Raw genomic sequence first — 17,818 nt, forward strand, 5'->3', positions numbered from 1 at the left:
GTGCTTGGACTCGACGGATGCAGATGCTATTCCCCGGTTTCTGCGGAGATATCCGCCCTTTGCGGCGGATATTTCCTTTCCGCCCGCCATTCCACGGCGTTTTGCTTCATCTTCTGACAGGCTGGTGCCCATGACCGTCGATCATTCCCGTTTGGCCAACGCAGTTCGTGCGCTTTCCATGGACGGCGTCGAAAAAGCGAAGTCCGGTCATCCAGGCCTGCCGATGGGCGCCGCAGACGTGGCGACGGTGCTGTTCACCCAATTCCTGAAATTCGACGCCACCGACCCGAAATGGCCGGACCGCGACCGTTTCATCCTGTCGGCCGGCCACGGCTCCATGCTGCTGTATTCGTTGCTGTATCTAACCGGCAACGCGACCATGACGCTGGACCAGTTGAAGAATTTCCGCCAGCTGGGGTCGCTGACGCCGGGCCATCCGGAGAATTTCCACACCCCGGGGGTCGAAACCACCACCGGCCCGCTCGGCCAGGGTATCGCCACCGCGGTCGGCTTCGCTCTGGGCGAACGCATGCTCGCGGCCGAATTCGGCAACGAGGTGGTCGATCACTACACCTATGTGCTGTGCTCCGACGGCGACCTGATGGAGGGCATCAGCCACGAAGCGATGGCGATGGCCGGCCATCTCAAGCTGTCGAAGCTGATTTTTCTCTATGACGACAACGGCATCTCCATCGACGGACCGCTGACCCTGACCGACAGTGTCGACCAGGTGGCGCGCTTCAAGGCCCATGGCTGGAATGCGGTCCAGATCGACGGTCACGATCCCAAGGCGATTGCCGACGCAATCACGCAGGCGCAAAAGTCCGACCGGCCCTCGCTGATCGCCTGCAAGACCACCATCGGATTCGGCGCCCCGACGCGGGCCGGCACCTCCAAGGCGCACGGCGAACCGCTCGGTGCCGAGGAACTGGCCGGCGCCAAGAAGGCGCTGGGCTGGAATTACGGCCCGTTCGAGGTTCCTGACGATGTGCTGGACGCCTGGCGTGCCGTCGGCAAGCGCGGTGAAGGCGCCCACACCGACTGGCGCAAGCGTTTCGAGGCGCTCGCCGCCGACAAGCGTGGCGAATTCCAGCGCCGCGTGATCGATCGCAAGCGTCCCAGCAGCCTCGACGCCACCGTGGCCAAATTGAAGGAAAAGCTGGTCGCTGAGGCACCGACAGTTGCCACCCGCAAGGCCAGCGAAATGGCGCTGGAAGCGCTGGTCAATGAGGTCCCGGAATTGCTGCTGGGATCCGCCGACCTCACGCCCTCGAACAACACCCGCACCAAGGGCCTGAAGGAAATTGGCCCGGGACAGTTCGCTGGGCGCTACATCCATTATGGCATTCGCGAAATGGGCATGGCGGCGGCCATGAACGGCCTTGCCATCCATGGCGGTTATGCACCGGCCGGCGGCACTTTCCTCTGCTTCACCGATTATGCCCGCGGCGCCATGCGCATCTCGGCGCTGTCGCGCACCCCGGTGGTCTACGTGATGACCCACGATTCGATCGGCCTGGGCGAAGACGGGCCGACCCACCAGCCGGTGGAACATCTGGCATCGCTACGCGCGATGCCGAACATGCGGGTGCTGCGGCCCGCCGACGCGGTGGAAACCGCGGAATGCTGGCAGATCGCGCTGGAACGCACCGACGGACCGACGGTCTTGGCGCTGTCGCGCCAAAACCTGCCGCCGCTGCGGACCACCAACAGCACCGCGAATCTCAGCGCGGCCGGCGCCTATGAACTGGTCGCCGCTGACGGAGAGGCCGAAGTCTCACTGTTCGCGACCGGCTCGGAAGTCTCACTCGCGGTCGAAGCCCAGAAGCTACTCGTGGCACGCGGCATCAAGGCCCGCGTGGTCTCGGTCCCCAGCCTGGAACTTCTGCTGGGCGCCACCGAGACAGCCCGCGGCGCCATCATCGGCAAAGCACCGGTCAAGGTGGCCATCGAAGCCGCCGTGCGCTTCGGCTGGGACGGTGTCATCGGCCACGATGGAATCTTCATCGGCATGCACGGATTTGGCGAAAGCGCCCCGGCCAAGGACCTGTACAAGCACTTCGGCATCACGGCAGAAGCCGCGGCCGACGCTGCAGCCGCGCGGCTGGGCCGCAAATAACACAGTCGGGTAACACCCTTGGGGCAAAGCCCGGAGGCATGCTTGGCGGAAGCCCCTCCATGTTCCGATAAACCTTTCGGAACATTGGAACTTCTTATGCATTGCAACACGGGGCCATTCGGGGCAAAAAACGCCGCATAAACCCCCATCTTGAGAACAAGGAGATCAGTGAATGGCAATCCGGGTCGCGATCAATGGGTTTGGCCGCATCGGCCGCAACGTCCTGCGGGCGATTTATGAAGCCAAGCGCACGGATATCGAGGTCATTGCAGTCAACGATCTCGGTCCGGTCGAGACCAACGCCCATTTGCTGCGCTTTGACTCCGTGCACGGCCGCTTCCCCGGCGAAGTGACGGTCGACGGCGATTCGATCGATATCGGCCGCGGCAAGATCAAGGTGACCGCGGTCCGCGATCCCTCGACGCTGCCCTGGAAGGAGCTCGGCATCGATATCGCGCTGGAATGCACCGGCATCTTCAGCGCCAAGGCCAAGGCCTCCGCCCATCTGACCGCCGGCGCCAAGCGCGTGCTGGTCTCGGCCCCGTCCGACGGCGCCGATGCGACCATCGTGTACGGTGTCAACCACGACAAGCTGAGCAAGGAGCACCTGGTGGTCTCCAACGGTTCCTGCACCACCAACTGCCTGGCACCGGTGGCCAAGGTGCTGAACGACACCGTCGGCATCGAAACCGGCTTCATGACCACGATCCACGCCTACACCGGCGACCAGCCGACGCTGGATACCATGCACAGCGATCTCTATCGCGCCCGTGCAGCGGGGCTTTCGATGATCCCGACCTCGACCGGCGCCGCCAAGGCGATCGGCCTGGTGCTGCCCGAGCTGAACGGCAAGCTGGACGGCGTCTCGATCCGCGTTCCCTCTCCGAACGTCTCGGTGATCGATCTCAAGATCGTCGCCAAGAAAACCACCACCAAGGAAGAGATCAACGAAGCGATCAAGCGGGCGGCGGCCCAGGAGCTGAAAGGCATCCTCGGCACCACCAGCCACCCCAACGTCTCGATCGACTTCAATCACGATCCGCACTCCGCCACCTTCGCCTTCGACCAGACCAAGGTGCAGGGCGGAACGCTGGTGCGCGTGCTGGCGTGGTACGACAATGAATGGGGCTTCTCCAACCGCATGGCCGACACGGCCGTCGCGATTGGCAAGCTGATCTGACGAGACCAGAAGATGTCCGGTGCGCCCCCAGCCACCGGACATTTCTCTTTGTTAGGCTCTTTTTAGAACCGCAAGATTCAGGGCGTGGTGAGTATGACGAAGTCGTTCCGAACCCTCGATGATGTCGACGTGAAGGGAAAGCGCGTGCTGGTGCGCGTCGACCTCAACGTGCCGATGGACAACGGCAAGGTGACGGACCTGACGCGGCTGGAGCGCATTGCGCCCACCCTCACCGAAATCTCCGGCAATGGCGGCAAGGTCATCCTGCTGGCGCATTTCGGCCGGCCCAAGGGCCGCGATCCCAAGGACTCGCTGAAGCCGGTGGCGGCCGTGCTCGCAGACCTGCTCAAAAAGCCTGTCGCGTTCGCTGACGACTGCATCGGCGACGCTGCGGAAAAAGCCGTCGCCGCCATGACAGACGGCGACATCCTCTGCCTGGAAAACACCCGCTTCCACAAGGAAGAGGAAAAGAACGATCCGGCGTTCGTTGCCGCATTGGCCAAGCTCGGCGACATCTGGGTCAATGATGCCTTCTCGGCCGCGCATCGCGCCCACGCCTCCACCGAAGGCCTCGGCCACACCCTGCCCGCCTATGCCGGCCGCACCATGCAGGCCGAACTCGATGCACTGTCGGCGGCGCTGGAGAAGCCGACCAAGCCGGTGATCGCAATCGTCGGTGGCGCCAAGGTCTCGACCAAGCTCGATCTGCTGGAAAACCTGGTGGCCAAGGTCGATGCGCTGGTGATCGGCGGCGGCATGGCCAACACCTTCCTGCATGCGCAGGGCGTCAACATCGGCAAATCGCTGGCGGAAAAGGATCTGGCGCCGACGGCACTGCGCATCCTCGCCAAGGCTGAGACCGCGAACTGCGCCATCATCCTGCCGGTGGACGCGGTGGTCGCCTATCATTTCGCGGCCAATACACCGTCCCATGCCTACGGCCTCGACGCCATTCCCAACGACGGCATGATCCTCGACGTCGGCCCGCTCTCGATCGGCCGCGTCAATGCCGCGATCGACGACGCCGCGACACTGGTCTGGAACGGCCCGCTCGGCGCCTTCGAGCTGAACCCCTTCGACAAGGGCACGGTGGCCGCCGCCAGGCACGCCGCCGAGCGCACCAAGGCCAAGAAGCTGGTGTCGGTGGCCGGCGGCGGCGATACCGTCGCCGCGCTGAACCAGGCCGGGGTTGCTGAGACCTTTACCTACGTGTCCACCGCCGGCGGCGCTTTCCTGGAATGGATGGAAGGCAAGCCGTTGCCGGGCGTGGACGTGCTGAGGACAAAATGACGCGGCGTTTCCGATCGGGACGACACGCGCTATAAATCCTCGGCAACGGACGTCTGCCGCCCCGGAATCAACTACTTTCGCAGTCATCAACGCACGCATCGTTTCGACAAATCAGGAGACCCCGATGAATCTCGCCGACCTCAACAAGGTAGCCCGAGCCATGGTTGCACCAGGCAAAGGCATTCTTGCAGCCGACGAATCCTCGGGAACGATCAAGAAACGCTTCGATGTCATCGGCGTGGAATCCACCGAAGACAGCCGCCGCGATTATCGCGAGATGATGTTCCGCGCCAAGGACGCGATGACCAACTACATCTCGGGCGTGATTCTTTATGACGAAACCATCTGGCAGAAGGCCAAGGACGGCACGCCGCTGGTCAAGGTGATCGAACAGGCCGGCGCGATCCCCGGCATCAAGGTCGACGAAGGCACGCAGGCGCTGCCGGGCTGCCCGGGTGAACTGATCACCGTCGGCCTCGACAAGCTCGCCGAGCGACTGAAGAAATATTACGAGCAGGGCGCGCGGTTCGCGAAATGGCGCGCGGTGATCGATGTCGGCAACGGCATTCCGAGTGCAACTGCCATCCATACCAATGCGCACGCGCTGGCGCGTTATGCCGCACTGTGCCAGGCCGCGCAGATCGTGCCGATCGTCGAGCCGGAAGTGCTGATGGACGGCGATCATGACATCGACCGCTGCTACGAAGTGACCGAACACGTGCTCCGGAAAACCTTCCAGGAGCTGTACGAGCAGCGCGTGGCGCTTGAAGGCATGGTGCTGAAGCCGAACATGGCGATCGCCGGCAAAAAGAGCCCGAAGCAGGCGTCGGTCGCGGAAGTCGCCGAGAAGACCATCAAGCTTTTGAAGTCGTGGGTGCCGAGCGCGGTGCCCGGTATCGCTTTCCTGTCGGGCGGCCAGTCCGACGAGGACGCCACCGCCCATCTCGATGCGATGCACCGGATCGGCGGGTTGCCGTGGGGTCTCACCTTCTCCTATGGCCGCGCGCTGCAGGCCGCGCCGCAGAAGGCGTGGTCCGGCAAGGCCGAGAACGTGGCCGCGGGCCAGCAGGCCTTCACCCACCGTGCGCAGATGAACAGCCTCGCCAGCAAGGGCGAGTGGAAAGCCGACCTGGAAAAGAAGAAGGCGGCGTGAGCACGAAGCCGAAATCGGCCCCGCCACGACCGGCGCCGCGACTCTATCTCGCGACACCGGTGGTGGAGGATCCCTCGGCCCTCGTGACCGTGCTTGCCGATCTGCTGGACGGCAGCGATGTCGCTGCCGTGCTGGTGCGGCTGGCGCGGACCGACGAGCGCACCATGACGGAACGCGCCAAACGCCTGGTGTCGCCGATCCAGCGCGCCGACGTGGCCTGCCTGCTCGACGGCCAATTCCTGCTTGATGGCAATGTCGCCATCGTTGCCCGCGCGGGCGCCGACGGGGCGCACCTGACCGGCATCGAGGCCCTGCAGGAGGCGCTGCCGACCTTGAAGCCCGAACGCATCGCCGGTGTCGGCGGACTGATCACACGTCACGATGCCATGCTGGCGGGCGAATCCGGCATCGACTACGTGCTGTTTGGCGAGGTCGATGCCGACGGCAAACGGCCGTCGATCGAGGCGATCGCCGAGCGGCTGCAATGGTGGGCTGAACTGTTCGAGCCGCCCTGCGTGGGATTTGCCGCAACGCTGGACGAAGCCGGCGTCTTCGCCGCCGCCGGCGCCGACTTCGTGCTGGTCGGCGATCTCGTCTGGAGCGACCCGCGCGGCCCGCGCGCTGCCTTGATGGACGCGCGGCAGGCGATCGGGCAGAATCCGGATGGCACGTTCGGCAGGGCTCTGGCGCAAAACGTGTAACCGCGCCCAATATTTGCCATGAGAATGAGGGGAAGACGTCCGGGATGACAATCCTGCGTGCTGGGCTGCTTGCATCGTGTTGCGCCGTGCTGACGCTTGCGCAGGCCGATGGCGCGCGTGCGCAGATTTCGCTGACTCCGCCCGGCGTGCAACAACAGCCCGCGCCCAAAGCGGCACCCAAGGCTGTCGCACCCAAGGCTGCCCCGAAGGCTGCCCCCCAGGCCGCAGCGACGGCCAAACAAGCCGCCCCGGCGAAGAAGGCCGCACCGCCTCCCGCAGCCAAAGCCCCGGCGCAGCCGGCCGCAACCGCGCCGGCGCCGGACGATCCCAATGTCGATCTTGCCTATGGCGCCTATCAGCGCGGCAAATATGGCGAGGCGCTTCGGATCGCGACCGCGCGCGCCAACGACAAGGGCGACGTCAGGGCCATGACGCTGCTCGGCGAACTCTATGCCAACGGCTTCGGCACCAACCGCGACGATGCCAAGGCCGCGCTCTGGTACAAGGCGGCCGCCGACCGCGGCGACCGCGAAGCGATGTTCGCGCTGGCCATGTTCCGTATCGCCGGACGCGGCGGCCCCCCCGACCGCGGCGAAGGGGCGAAACTGCTGGCCTCCTCCGCCAAGCTCGGCAAGGCAGCCGCCGCCTACAATCTCGGCCTGCTCTATCTGGAGGGACAGACCTTTCCGCAGGATCTCAAGCGCGCCGCCGAACTGTTCCGGCAGGCGGCCGATGCGGGCAGCCCGGAAGCGCAATACGCGCTGGCGACCTTCTACAAGGAAGGCCGCGGGGTGGAGAAAAATCCCGTCGAGACCGCCAAATTGCTCAAAGCCGCCGCCACCGCCGACTATCTCGACGCCGAGGTTGAGTACGCCATCGCCCTGTTCAACGGCACCGGGACGCAGAAGGACGAAGCCGCCGCCGTTCAGTTGCTGTGGCGCGCCTCCCGCCAGGGCAGCCCGATCGCCCAGAACCGCCTGGCGCGGGTGCTGGTGGTCGGCATCGGTGCTCCCATCGACAAGATCGAAGGCCTGAAATGGCACCTGATCGCCAAGTCCAAGGGCAATGGCGACCTGATGCTGGACGCGGAACTGGACAAGCTGTCACCCGAAGACCGCGCCAAGGCCGAGGCCGGCGCGCGCCGCTGGCTCGGCCGCAAATAACGCCCGAAATAACGCACTTGACGCCATCGCCTGCACAGGGCACCCACAACCTCCGCCCCAGCCCCCTTTTATTGCGACGAAACGAGCCATGATCCCTTCAGCCCTCATCAATGTCATGGTGAAAGCCGCCCGCCGCGCCGGCCGCAGCCTCAAGCGCGACCTCGGCGAGATCGAGAACCTGCAGGTGTCGCTGAAGGGCCCGGCCAACTACGTCAGCAATGCCGACAAGCGCGCGGAAGAAATGCTGTACACCGATCTCGCGAAAGCGCGGCCGGGCTACGGCTTCCTTGGCGAGGAAGGCGGTGTGCGCGAGGGCACCGACAAGAGCCACACCTGGATCGTCGATCCGCTCGACGGCACCACCAATTTCCTGCACGGCATTCCGCAGTTCGCGATCTCGATCGGACTGCAGCGCGATGACGTGCTGATCGCCGGCGTGATCTACAATCCGGCCAATGACGAGCTCTACATTTCCGAACGCGGCAAGGGCGCGTTCCTGAACGACCAGCGGCTGCGCGTCGCCGGCCGCAAGCAACTGCATGACTGCGTGATCGCCTGCGGACTGCCGCATATCGGACGCGGCGACCTGCAGCACGGCCTCAAGGAACTCGCGACCATGATGCCGAAGGTGGCGGGCCTGCGCCGCTTCGGCGCCGCCTCGCTCGATCTCGCCGCCGTCGCCGCCGGCCGGCTCGACGGTTACTGGGAGCGCGACCTGCAGCCATGGGATCTGGCAGCCGGTATGCTGATGATCCGCGAAGCCGGCGGCACCGTGTCCGGCATGCTGGGCAATGACGACCCGCTGAAGACCGGCCATGTGATCTGCGGCAATGAAAACATTCACCGTGAACTGGTGAAGGTGCTGAAGGCCGTTGGCTAAAGCTTTCTGATAGGCCCCCTGAATACCGCTCCGCCTATCCGGAACCACAGACGACCCCATTGACCTGTTCCAGCGTCAGGGCACCCCCGCGTCAGCGATCCGTTGATCGGCGAAGTTTCACAGCATAAACTGAAGCCGGATTCGACGGGCTTGAATTAGCGGGCTTGAATTAGACGGGCTTGGACCAGGCTTGGACAATGCAGCCAGACATTGCGAAAACGCCATTGAATCGGTGGATCGTGAACGCCGGACTTGTTGCCGGCCCATCCATCGTCCTGATCGTGGGCCTGCTGGCATGGCAAGCCCGTGATCCGCTCGACCGCTTCAAGGTGGTTGCCGTCGTTCACGATTCGACGAAGCCGCGGTACGCCGCGATCTACCATTATGACCATGCCAACGGTTCGTCTTCGGTGACGGCGGCGTGGATTTCGTCCGGCAAGCCTCCCGTCGTGGGCTCGACAAGCCGCCCGCGTGGCGGTCCGGCGCTGGTCTGGCCGGGGCAGCGCGATCAATTGCAGATGCGGTGGGAGAAGGACAATCCCCGCCTGGTCGCGGAGATCGATGGTCCGGCCGATGTGCGCAGCGGTGAGCAGTTCGCCAATTGCTACTACGATGACGGAGAAACGCCGTCGCTGATCTGCGTCGATGCGAAACAGATCGAGGTGCGTCCCATCAAGACGGAGCTCACGCGGCCTTCAGCGAATAGTGGCTGACGCCCCATTCCTCTCCACCCGCATGGCCGAACAGGCCCGCGGTAGCGAGGAAGAACCAGCGCCAGCGCCGCATCCATAACCGCGTATCCTCGCCATAGACCGGCCGCAGGATGGCTTCGATCTCGGTGCGATGCGCGTCGAAATTCGCCAGCCAGTCGCGGGCCGTGCGCTGGTAGTGCGCCCCGCTCCAGCGCCATTCCTGCTCGACTTGGAACAGATCGGCATATTGCCGGATCAGCCGATGGCTCGGCATCACCCCGCCGGTGAAGAAGTGCTGCGCGATCCAATCCTGCTTGTCGGCGCGATCGAACAGATAGGCGCCGGCGCGATGGGTGAAGATGTGCATGAAGAATCGGCCCTGCGGCTCAAGCCAGCCGCGCAGGCGCGTCAGCAGTTCGCGCCAGTTCATCATGTGCTCGAACATCTCGACCGAAACGATGCGTGTGAATTTTTGCGCTGGCTCGAACACGTTCATGTCGGCGGTGACGACCTCCAGGTTGCGCAGCCCGCGCGACGCCGCCTGGATTTCGATATGCACTCGCTGCGACTGCGAATTGGACACCGCAACGATCCGCGCCCGCGGAAATTGCCGCGCCATCCACAGCGACAGCGAGCCCCAGCCGCAGCCGAGTTCAAGGATACTCTGCCCGTCGGCGAGCCCGGCTCGGCGCACCGTCTGCCGCAGCGCCTCTTCCTCCGCCTCCTGCAAACTGGTGCCCGCATCCGCATAGAAACACGAGGAATATTTGCGGTTGGGCCCGAGCACCTTGGCGAAGAACGCGGCGGGGACTTCGTAATGCTGCGCATTGGCGTCACCGGTGTGTTCGGCGATGGCGCACGCCGTCATCTGGCGGGCAAATGCCGCATCGGTTTCGAGATTGCCGCCGGCCAGCTTTTGCGCCGTTCGCGCGCACATCGCCTGGATGCCAGCGCGGATGACGACATCAGGCAGCGGGGTCCGCTCCGCGGTGTCGATGATTTTCGCGATCATGCTCATGAATAACTCTTGGGTGGCTCTTGTGACGGATGATGAGGATTCAGGCGCGGGGCGGCAGCGGAAAGAACTTGCTGGTGCGGGCCTGGTAGGCGCGATAGGCGTCGCCGCGGGAATGACGCATCTGCTCTTCCAGCGGCGGAATGCCGGTGACGTGAACCAGGATCCAGTACATGACGAACGGCGCCGGCACAGCCGCCAATCCCCAGGGGTAGTCGGGAGACAGCGCAATCACCGGATAAGCGAGCCAGCCGAACCATTGGAAAAAATAGTTCGGATGCCGCGACAGCTGCCACAGCCCGATGTCACAGACGCGGCCTTTGTTGGCGGGATCTCCGCGGAATTGTTTCAACTGTGAATCGGCCACCGCCTCCCCGGCGATGCCGGTCAGCAGCACCAGGGCGCCGACATAGTCCTGCACCCCAAGCACCTCGCCCGGCAGATGTGCGGCCACGAAAATGGCTGATACCAGCGGCAGAGAACCGAGCGCCTGGTTCTGCAGGAAGATGAACATTTTCCGCCGCGCATCCGCGCCCCACTCCCGCGCGAACCGGGCATAACGCGGATCATCAGTGATGGCGGACGAACGGCGCGCGATATGACTTCCGAGCCGCAGCGACCACAGCGCCACCAGCAGCGCGACAAGCCATTGCCGTTCGTTCGGCACTCCCCCGCCCAGCGGCCACAACGCACCGCCCGCGCCGATCAGGCCCAGCGAAAAGGTCCAGATGGTATCGACCCAGCCGGAATTGCCGGTGCGCTGCTGCACCAGCCAGGCCAGCGCCATAAGCACGGCGAACACCGTCGCCATGACCAGCAGCGCGACCAGATAGGACATCAGCATTTTTGGACCTCGCCGGCAGACCACCGTATCTCGGTTGAGATACGCGGACGCCGGATGGTCGGTTTCACACCGATGATCGCGCCGAGGCTACGGCGCAAACCTGGCGAAGGCGCCCGTATAGGTCTTCTTCAGCGGTGCGGCATAACCGCCGAGCTTGGATGTCTGCGCACCCAGGCGCGCCAGGGCTTCGACCAAGGCCACCGCGCTGGCCACCCCGTCAACGACGGGCAGCCCGTGCGTTCGGGACAGCTCAGCCGCCAGATCAGCCATGCCGGCACATCCCAGCACAATCGCCTCGGCCCGGTCCTCACGCTTGGCGGCTTCGATCTGGTCCGAGATTTTGGCGCGGGCACCGGAGGCCGGATCTTCCAACGCGAGAACCTCGACATCCGCCGCCCGGACACGACCGCAACGCGCGGCCAGCCCATAACGATGCAGGTTGTGCTCCAGCACCGGGATCGAGCGGGCGAGCGTGGTGACCACGGAAAACCGGCCCGCGATCAGGCTCGCCACGTGATAACCAGCCTCGCCGATGCCGATCACCGGCGTGGTGCAGATGGAACGGGCTGCATCGAGGCCGGTGTCGTCAAAACACGCGATCACATGGCCGGCGACACCATCGGCCTCCGCCGCCCGGATGCGAGCCAGCATGCCGGGAATCGCGAAGGCCTCGTCGTAATAGCCCTCGATCGACACGGGGCCCATCTCGGGCTGGTCGGCGACGATCTCTACACCCGGCCCCGCCACCGCGCGCGCCGCGGCGGCGATCTTTTGCGTCATCGAGGTGGTGGTGTTGGGATTGACGATGTGAATCTTCATGACGTTTCCGGATGCGCGGGCTCGCCTTGATATCGGAGAGCTGGGATCGGCGAGCTGAGATCAGCGAGTCGGGAGACTATAGCATTCCCGAGCCGGCATCCGAGCCGTGGCGGGACTGTCGGCGTTGCAGGAAGCCGATCACGAACAGGGCCAGCCCGATGGCGAGGAAGGAGACCCCCGTGGTCGCCGTACCCAAAGCGTAGATGTCCGGGTTGGTCACCGTGGTGGTCAATCCCTGCAGGTCAAGCGGCAGGGTGTTGACCGGGCCGATCGCCTGGCTGGAGCGGGCGATTTCGTCCCAGGACAGCGTGAAGCCGAACAGGCCGATTCCCACCACCGACGGCAGGATCATCGGCAGCACCACATGGCGGAAGGTCTGCCAGGGCGTCGCACCGAGGTCGCGTGCGGCCTCTTCATAACGGGGATCGAAACGATTGAAGATGGCGAACATGATGAGCAGGCCGAACGGCAGCGTCCAGGTCAGGTGCGCCGCGAGCCCCGAGGTCAAAAGCCCCATCGAGGTCGAGAAATTCTCGTCGATGAAGGTCTTGAATCCGTCATCGATCAGCCGGAATTCGAGGGCGATGCCGAGCGAGGTGATGATGGACGGCACGATCAGCGACGCGATCGCGACATAAAAGATCACGGCCTGGCCGACGAATTTCTTGCGGAAGGCCATGCCGGCCGCGACCGAAATCGCCACCGTCAGGACCGCCACCATCAACCCGAGCTTCGCCGAGCGCACGAAGGCCGCGCCGATATCGATGATGCCGTTGCCGCCGGAGAACAGCCGCTCGAACCAGTACAGCGACACCCCGTTCATCGGAAAGGTAAGACCACCATCCGGGCCCTGGAATGACAGCACGAAAATCGCGATCATCGGTCCATACAGAAACGCCACATAGGCGGCGAAGAGTGCCGCCAGCACATAGAAGCTCCGTGAGCGCCCCTCTCGCATCGCCTCAGAGCTCCCTGCGGATATCGACAAGCCTGGTCATGGAAAAAATGATCATCATGGTGGCGGCAAGCAGGATCACCGCATTGGCGGCGGCGGCGGGAAACTGGATGGCATCGAGCCGGGTCTGGATGATCTTGCCGGCGGACGCGATCTGCTGGCCGCCCATCACGCCGATGGTGATGAAATCGCCCATCACGATGGTGATGACGAAAATCGAGCCGATGACGATGCCAGGCTTCGACAGCGGAATGATCACATTGACCAGGGTCTGGAAGCCTGTGGCGCCGGCGTCATAGGCCGCCTCGATCAGGCTCTTGTCGATGCGGATCATGGAATTGAAGATCGGCACCACCATGAAAAACGTAAACAGGTGGACGAAGGCGAGCACCACCGAGAATTCGGAAAACAGCAGCCACTCCAGCGGCTGATTGACGATCTTTGCCTCCACCAGCGCCTTGTTGACCAGCCCGTTGCGGCCAAGCAGCGGAATCCAGGCGATCATCCGGATCACGTTCGAGGTCCAGAATGGAATCGTGCACAGCAGTGAGAGGCCGATCTGCCATGACTTCGACCGGACGTGGAAAGCGAGAAAATAAGCGACGGTGAAACCGATCACCAGGGTGATCGACCACACCAGGAAGCAGAATTTCAGCGTCGAGCCGTAAGTCCTGAGGATGGTGCAGAACTCCGGCAGCTGCTGCAGGCAGCCCTCGAACGTATCGGTGTAGCCGCGGCCGGAGAAGATCGGCAGCATTTCATAGTCGTTGTAATCCCAGAAACTGACGATCACGACAAACAGCAGCGGAATCAGAAAGAAGGCGAGGAAGACCAGCGCCATCGGCCCGGCCTGCAGCCAGGCGACAACGTTGCGGCGAACTGAACTCTGGTGCATTCCCTGCTCTTTCAAACGAGATGCGCCGCCCGCACGACAGTGCGCGGGCGGCGATCATTTTCTCATCATCAGGCCGCGATGAACTCATTCCACTTGCGGACCATGTAGTCGTTCTCGTCCATCACGGCATTCCAGCAGGCGACGCTGCCCATGCGATCGTCATAGGAGCCGCCGTCGCGCACCGTGCCGGCCTTTTCCAGCAGCGAGCCGTCGGGACCCTTGATGTCCTTCTCGGCCGGCTTGCCTTCCATCCAGTACGCCCACTCATAGGGCTCCATGCTCTTCTGCGCGGTGGAGAGCACCGCCGAATAGTAGCCCTGGCGGTTGAGATAGGCACCGGCCCAACCGGACAGGAACCAGTTGACGAACTCATAGGCCAAATCGAGCTTGGCGCCGGACACGCCCTTCGACACGCAGAAGCCGGTGGCCCAGCTGCGATAACCTTCCTTCAGCGGCTGGAACACGCAGGGGATGCCCTTCTTGCGCACGGCGGTGACCGCGGGCGACCACATCGACTGGATCACCGTCTCGCCGGACGCCATCAGATTGACCGACTGGTTGAAGTCGCTCCAGAACGCACGGAACTGGCCGGCCTTCTTCGCTTCGGTCAGGAGCTTCATGGTCAGGTCGATCTCGGCCTTGGTCATGTTGCCCTTGTCGGCATATTTGTATTGACCGGTCGCCTCCACCACCATGGCCGCATCCATGATGCCGATGGAGGGGATGTTGAGGATCGAGGCCTTGCCCTTGAACTCGGGATTGAGCAGTTCGGCCCAGCTGCTGATCGGCCGCTTGATCAAATCAGGCCGGATGCCGAGCGTGTCGGCGTTGTAGACGGTGGGAATCAGCGTCACGAATTCGGTCGGGGTCTTGGAGAACACCTTGGAATTCTTGCCTTCGAGATACAGCACCTTCCAGGGTGCGGTGCCCTGATCGCCGATCTTCTTGCCGTTGGGCAGGTGTCCCTTGGTGAACACCGGCGTGATGTTGTCGAACTCTTTGATTTTCTTGGCGTCGAGGGCGAGGATGTTGCCCGACGGCACCAGCTTCTTCAGCGAGAAATATTCGGTGTCCAGCACGTCGAAGGAATTCGGCTGGGTGATCACGCGCTTGGTGACGTCATCGGTGGTCGCGGTGATGTATTCGAGCTTGATGCCGGTGTCCTTCAGGCATTGCGTGCCGATCAGGTCGCCTTCATTGACGCCGGTGCCGAGATAACGCAGCACCTTCGGCTCGGCCGACATCACATAGGGAAAGCCGGTGATGGCACCGGAGCCGGTGGCAAGGCCGGTGAAACCCGCCGCGCCTTTCAGCATGGTGCGGCGGCTGATGCCGGATGTTTTGCCGGACCTCTTGCTGTCAGACGGCTTGTTGTCAGAAGGTTTGCTCATCTCGTCAGTCTCCTTGTGTTTGAAAACGCTTTTTGTGTTTGAAAGAGAACGGTCGCTTTGCCGCGCAAAAACGACTGCCGTGTCAGTCAAGTGCATGCGCCGCGTCCGGCACCCAGCCGGCCAGCACGCTTGCGCCGACCTCGACCGGGTCGCTGTCGAAATCCGCTTCCGTCAGTTGCGCCGCAAGATCCGCGCCGCCTCCGGCCTTCAGGCTCACCAGCACATAACTGCCCTGGTATTCGATCTGGCTGACGGACGCGGAAACCGAGGAGCCGTCCCAGACGGTGCCGGGGCGCGCGAGACGCAAATGATCGGCTCGCACGGCAATTTTGCCCGATGCGGTGTCGATCACATTGTGGCCGCCGATGAAGCGCGCGACGAATTCGGTCCGCGGCCGCTTGAAGACATCGCGCGGCGTGCCGGTCTGCTCGATCCGTCCGCCGTTCATCAGCACGACGAGATCGGCCAGCGCCATGGCCTCTTCCTGGCCGTGAGTGACATGGATGAAACTGATGCCCAGCTCGCGCTGCAGCCGCTTCAGTTCGGCGCGCATCTTGACGCGCAGGAATGGATCGAGCGCCGACAGCGGCTCATCGAGCAGCAACATCTGCGGCTCGGTGACCAGGGCGCGCGCCAGCGCTACGCGCTGCTGCTGGCCGCCGGAGAGCTGCGCCGGCAGGCGCGCCGCGAAGCCGTCCATGGCGACGAGCCTGAGAACATCCATCGCCTTTGCGTGGCGAGCCGGCTTGTCGATGCCCCGCATCTTCAGGGCGAACGCGACATTGTCGAGCACCGAGAGATGCGGAAACAGCGCATAGGACTGAAACATCATCGCCGTGCCGCGCTTGGCCGGCGGCAGGTCGGTGACATTGGTCGCCCCCAGGATGATGTCGCCTTCGGACACCGCCTCATGGCCCGCGATCATCCGCAGTGTCGAGGTCTTGCCGCAGCCGGAGGGCCCGAGCAGACAGCAATAGGTGCCGGCTGGAATTCTCAGATCGATGCGGTCGACAGCGACCGTGCTGCCGTAGCGCTTCGTGACCGATGCGAGTTCCAGCGCCGCAGGCAGAGGCATGATCACTCCCTGATCGAGTACGCGCCCGCCTGTCCGAATGTCGCAGGAGCGGTCAGGCAGCTTGCCTGAGAGGCATTCGCAAAGTCCATGCCATCCGCATCGGCTGCCGGATCATCTCGAAACCCACCAAATTCGATCCATTCTGCTGCAAAGCGACAGGTGACCGCCTCAAATTCGGGCAAATCGAACACGAAGCAAGCATGGACCGTATACAATTCAGGGTGGACCGGCGCCGGCTGCGCACCCGCTGCAAAGCAGAGGAGGAGGTGATCACGACCGTGGCCTGGTGATTGCTGCATCGCGCAACGCAGACAATCATGCGCTGTGCCCGCAACGGACAGACGTTGTCGGGAAACCATGCTGTCACCGAGTGTTGATATGGCTGCGAGACGCGCAGGACCAAAGTGGGTTTCGGTGGATGGTCCGTCGATCCGACCGGCAAGACCTTCGGCCGCCTTCCCTCTCGCCGCCGCTGTGCCATATTGCTGACCGACAGGATTTCCGGCGCAAGTAACTTCTGATCAGACCAAGAAACTTCAGACCAGATGGCAAGAGCAGATATGGCAAAACCAGAGATGGCGTCCCGCTCCTCCTCCCGCTTCGCGGACGAAATCGCCCCCACCAAGCTCTCGTCACCCCGGATCTTCCTGGTCCGCATGCTGGTGTTCCTGATTCTGTGCTCCCTGGTGCTGGTGGTGCTCTATAAGCAGATCTGGGCCGCCTTCCTCGCCAATCCCGGCCTTAATGCGCTGATTGGCGCGGTGCTGGCGATCGGCATCATCCTGTCGTTCCGCCAGGTGATCCGGCTCTATCCCGAAGTCGCATGGGTCAACAGCTTCCGTATCGCCGATCCGGGCTTGGCGATGGATCGCCGGCCCAAACTGCTGGCGCCGATGGCGGCGATCCTGGGCGACCGGGTCGGGCGGATGAGCATCACCCAGCAGACCATGCGGCATCTGCTTGATTCCATCGCCACCCGGCTGGACGAGGCGCGTGACATCTCCCGCTATATGACCGGGCTCCTGGTGTTTCTCGGCCTGCTCGGCACCTTCTGGGGCCTGATCGAAACCGTCGGGTCGGTGGGCAAGGTGATCGACGGGCTGAAGGTCGGCGGCGACGCCGGGGCTGTGTTCGACACCCTGAAGGAAGGTCTCGCCGCGCCGCTGAGCGGCATGGGCATTTCGTTTTCGTCGTCGCTGTTCGGCTTGGCCGGCTCGCTGATCCTGGGCTTTCTCGATTTGCAGTCGAGCCAGGCGCAGAACCGGTTCTATACCGATCTCGAAGACTGGCTGGCCAGCACGGTGCGGGAATATTCCACCGAACACGGGAGCCCGGCCATGGCCACCGCCGTGATGGCCACGCCCGAAGGCACGGAAATGCGCGGCGCGATCGAGAAGCTGCGCACGACCGTCGAAGACATGGGCTCAAACCGGGCCACCACCACGGCAATGGCCAACCTGGCCGATGCCATCCAGGGCCTGGTCGCCCACATGCGCAGTGAACAGCAGATGATCCGCGAGTGGGCCGACAGCCAGGGCGAACAGAACCGCGAGATCAAGAAGCTGCTGGAGCGCATCGCACGGCAGCCGGAAAAGAACTGACGCGGCGCAGGCACTCCGCGCTCGCTGACTGACCAAGGAGATCGA

General features: G+C 63.7%; 17 protein-coding genes. 9 read left to right on the forward strand and 8 right to left on the reverse strand.

Going from position 1 to position 17,818, the window contains the following annotated elements:
* The first annotated feature begins 130 nt into the window (after positions 1-130).
* From tkt to RS897_RS05455, 8 genes are all read left to right on the forward strand, one after another.
* Positions 131-2,119, forward strand: coding sequence for a transketolase (gene tkt / locus RS897_RS05420; protein ID WP_315835564.1), 1,989 nt, complete (start codon positions 131-133; stop codon positions 2,117-2,119).
* Between the two features lie 172 nt (positions 2,120-2,291).
* Positions 2,292-3,299 (forward strand): type I glyceraldehyde-3-phosphate dehydrogenase, encoded by a 1,008-nt coding sequence (gene gap / locus RS897_RS05425; RefSeq protein WP_315835565.1) that lies wholly within the window; start codon positions 2,292-2,294, stop codon positions 3,297-3,299.
* 93 nt (positions 3,300-3,392) lie between these two features.
* Positions 3,393-4,589 carry a phosphoglycerate kinase gene (locus RS897_RS05430; RefSeq protein WP_315835566.1) on the forward strand — a complete coding sequence of 399 codons (1,197 nt, stop codon included), beginning with the start codon at positions 3,393-3,395 and terminating at the stop codon, positions 4,587-4,589.
* A gap of 124 nt (positions 4,590-4,713) precedes the next feature.
* Positions 4,714-5,742 (forward strand): class I fructose-bisphosphate aldolase, encoded by a 1,029-nt coding sequence (locus RS897_RS05435; protein ID WP_315835567.1) that lies wholly within the window; start codon positions 4,714-4,716, stop codon positions 5,740-5,742.
* Positions 5,739-6,443: a thiamine phosphate synthase gene (locus RS897_RS05440; protein ID WP_315835568.1), complete on the forward strand. Its 705-nt coding sequence runs from the start codon at positions 5,739-5,741 to the stop codon at positions 6,441-6,443. Before RS897_RS05435 ends, RS897_RS05440 begins: the two co-directional genes overlap by 4 nt.
* A 44-nt stretch (positions 6,444-6,487) precedes the next feature.
* Entirely contained in the window at positions 6,488-7,606 is a 1,119-nt protein-coding gene (locus tag RS897_RS05445) for a tetratricopeptide repeat protein (RefSeq protein WP_315835569.1), read from the forward strand.
* 88 nt (positions 7,607-7,694) lie between these two features.
* Complete coding sequence (locus RS897_RS05450) at positions 7,695-8,486, forward strand: inositol monophosphatase family protein (RefSeq protein ID WP_315835570.1); 792 nt, start codon at positions 7,695-7,697, stop codon at positions 8,484-8,486.
* Positions 8,487-8,725: 239 nt separating this feature from the next.
* Positions 8,726-9,199, forward strand: coding sequence for a hypothetical protein (locus RS897_RS05455; protein ID WP_315835571.1), 474 nt, complete (start codon positions 8,726-8,728; stop codon positions 9,197-9,199).
* Here the strand turns inward: RS897_RS05455 and RS897_RS05460 are convergent.
* From RS897_RS05460 to RS897_RS05495, 8 genes are all read right to left on the reverse strand, one after another.
* Entirely contained in the window at positions 9,171-10,196 is a 1,026-nt protein-coding gene (locus RS897_RS05460) for an SAM-dependent methyltransferase (RefSeq protein WP_315835572.1), read from the reverse strand. The two genes, RS897_RS05455 and RS897_RS05460, sit on opposite strands and share 29 nt — an antisense overlap.
* 40 nt (positions 10,197-10,236) lie before the next feature.
* A complete protein-coding gene (locus tag RS897_RS05465; protein ID WP_315835573.1) occupies positions 10,237-11,037 on the reverse strand; it encodes a DUF1295 domain-containing protein in 801 nt (266 codons plus the stop codon).
* A gap of 87 nt (positions 11,038-11,124) precedes the next feature.
* Positions 11,125-11,856, reverse strand: a complete 732-nt coding sequence (locus tag RS897_RS05470; RefSeq protein ID WP_315835574.1) for an aspartate/glutamate racemase family protein — start codon at positions 11,854-11,856, stop codon at positions 11,125-11,127.
* Between the two features lie 76 nt (positions 11,857-11,932).
* Positions 11,933-12,814 carry an ABC transporter permease gene (locus RS897_RS05475; RefSeq protein WP_315835575.1) on the reverse strand — a complete coding sequence of 294 codons (882 nt, stop codon included), beginning with the start codon at positions 12,812-12,814 and terminating at the stop codon, positions 11,933-11,935.
* 4 nt (positions 12,815-12,818) lie between these two features.
* Positions 12,819-13,706, reverse strand: coding sequence for an ABC transporter permease (locus RS897_RS05480; protein ID WP_315835576.1), 888 nt, complete (start codon positions 13,704-13,706; stop codon positions 12,819-12,821).
* A gap of 68 nt (positions 13,707-13,774) precedes the next feature.
* Entirely contained in the window at positions 13,775-15,097 is a 1,323-nt protein-coding gene (locus RS897_RS05485; RefSeq protein WP_315835577.1) for an ABC transporter substrate-binding protein, read from the reverse strand.
* Positions 15,098-15,179: 82 nt separating this feature from the next.
* Positions 15,180-16,172, reverse strand: a complete 993-nt coding sequence (locus tag RS897_RS05490; protein ID WP_315835578.1) for an ABC transporter ATP-binding protein — start codon at positions 16,170-16,172, stop codon at positions 15,180-15,182.
* A 2-nt stretch (positions 16,173-16,174) separates the two neighbouring features.
* Positions 16,175-16,531: a hypothetical protein gene (locus RS897_RS05495; protein WP_315835579.1), complete on the reverse strand. Its 357-nt coding sequence runs from the start codon at positions 16,529-16,531 to the stop codon at positions 16,175-16,177.
* 201 nt (positions 16,532-16,732) lie between these two features.
* Between RS897_RS05495 and RS897_RS05500 the strand changes: the two genes are divergently transcribed.
* Positions 16,733-17,773: a flagellar motor protein MotA gene (locus RS897_RS05500; protein ID WP_407654438.1), complete on the forward strand. Its 1,041-nt coding sequence runs from the start codon at positions 16,733-16,735 to the stop codon at positions 17,771-17,773.
* Positions 17,774-17,818: the final 45 nt, after the last annotated feature.

The sequence above is a fragment of the Bradyrhizobium prioriisuperbiae genome, from assembly GCF_032397745.1.
Lineage (GTDB): Bacteria > Pseudomonadota > Alphaproteobacteria > Rhizobiales > Xanthobacteraceae > Bradyrhizobium_A > Bradyrhizobium_A prioriisuperbiae.

What these genes read in the sequence shown, in the direction of transcription:
- RS897_RS05495 (WP_315835579.1), bottom strand. Translation starts at nt 16,531, where the DNA reads ATGGTTTCCCGACAACGTCTGTCCGTTGCGGGCACAGCGCATGATTGT.
- RS897_RS05480 (WP_315835576.1), bottom strand. Translation starts at nt 13,706, where the DNA reads ATGCACCAGAGTTCAGTTCGCCGCAACGTTGTCGCCTGGCTGCAGGCC.
- RS897_RS05485 (WP_315835577.1), bottom strand. Translation starts at nt 15,097, where the DNA reads ATGAGCAAACCTTCTGACAACAAGCCGTCTGACAGCAAGAGGTCCGGC.
- RS897_RS05430 (WP_315835566.1), top strand. Translation starts at nt 3,393, where the DNA reads ATGACGAAGTCGTTCCGAACCCTCGATGATGTCGACGTGAAGGGAAAG.
- RS897_RS05490 (WP_315835578.1), bottom strand. Translation starts at nt 16,172, where the DNA reads ATGCCTCTGCCTGCGGCGCTGGAACTCGCATCGGTCACGAAGCGCTAC.
- RS897_RS05475 (WP_315835575.1), bottom strand. Translation starts at nt 12,814, where the DNA reads ATGCGAGAGGGGCGCTCACGGAGCTTCTATGTGCTGGCGGCACTCTTC.
- RS897_RS05460 (WP_315835572.1), bottom strand. Translation starts at nt 10,196, where the DNA reads ATGAGCATGATCGCGAAAATCATCGACACCGCGGAGCGGACCCCGCTG.
- gap (WP_315835565.1), top strand. Translation starts at nt 2,292, where the DNA reads ATGGCAATCCGGGTCGCGATCAATGGGTTTGGCCGCATCGGCCGCAAC.
- RS897_RS05435 (WP_315835567.1), top strand. Translation starts at nt 4,714, where the DNA reads ATGAATCTCGCCGACCTCAACAAGGTAGCCCGAGCCATGGTTGCACCA.
- RS897_RS05500 (WP_407654438.1), top strand. Translation starts at nt 16,733, where the DNA reads ATGGCAAAACCAGAGATGGCGTCCCGCTCCTCCTCCCGCTTCGCGGAC.
- tkt (WP_315835564.1), top strand. Translation starts at nt 131, where the DNA reads ATGACCGTCGATCATTCCCGTTTGGCCAACGCAGTTCGTGCGCTTTCC.
- RS897_RS05470 (WP_315835574.1), bottom strand. Translation starts at nt 11,856, where the DNA reads ATGAAGATTCACATCGTCAATCCCAACACCACCACCTCGATGACGCAA.
- RS897_RS05465 (WP_315835573.1), bottom strand. Translation starts at nt 11,037, where the DNA reads ATGCTGATGTCCTATCTGGTCGCGCTGCTGGTCATGGCGACGGTGTTC.
- RS897_RS05445 (WP_315835569.1), top strand. Translation starts at nt 6,488, where the DNA reads ATGACAATCCTGCGTGCTGGGCTGCTTGCATCGTGTTGCGCCGTGCTG.
- RS897_RS05450 (WP_315835570.1), top strand. Translation starts at nt 7,695, where the DNA reads ATGATCCCTTCAGCCCTCATCAATGTCATGGTGAAAGCCGCCCGCCGC.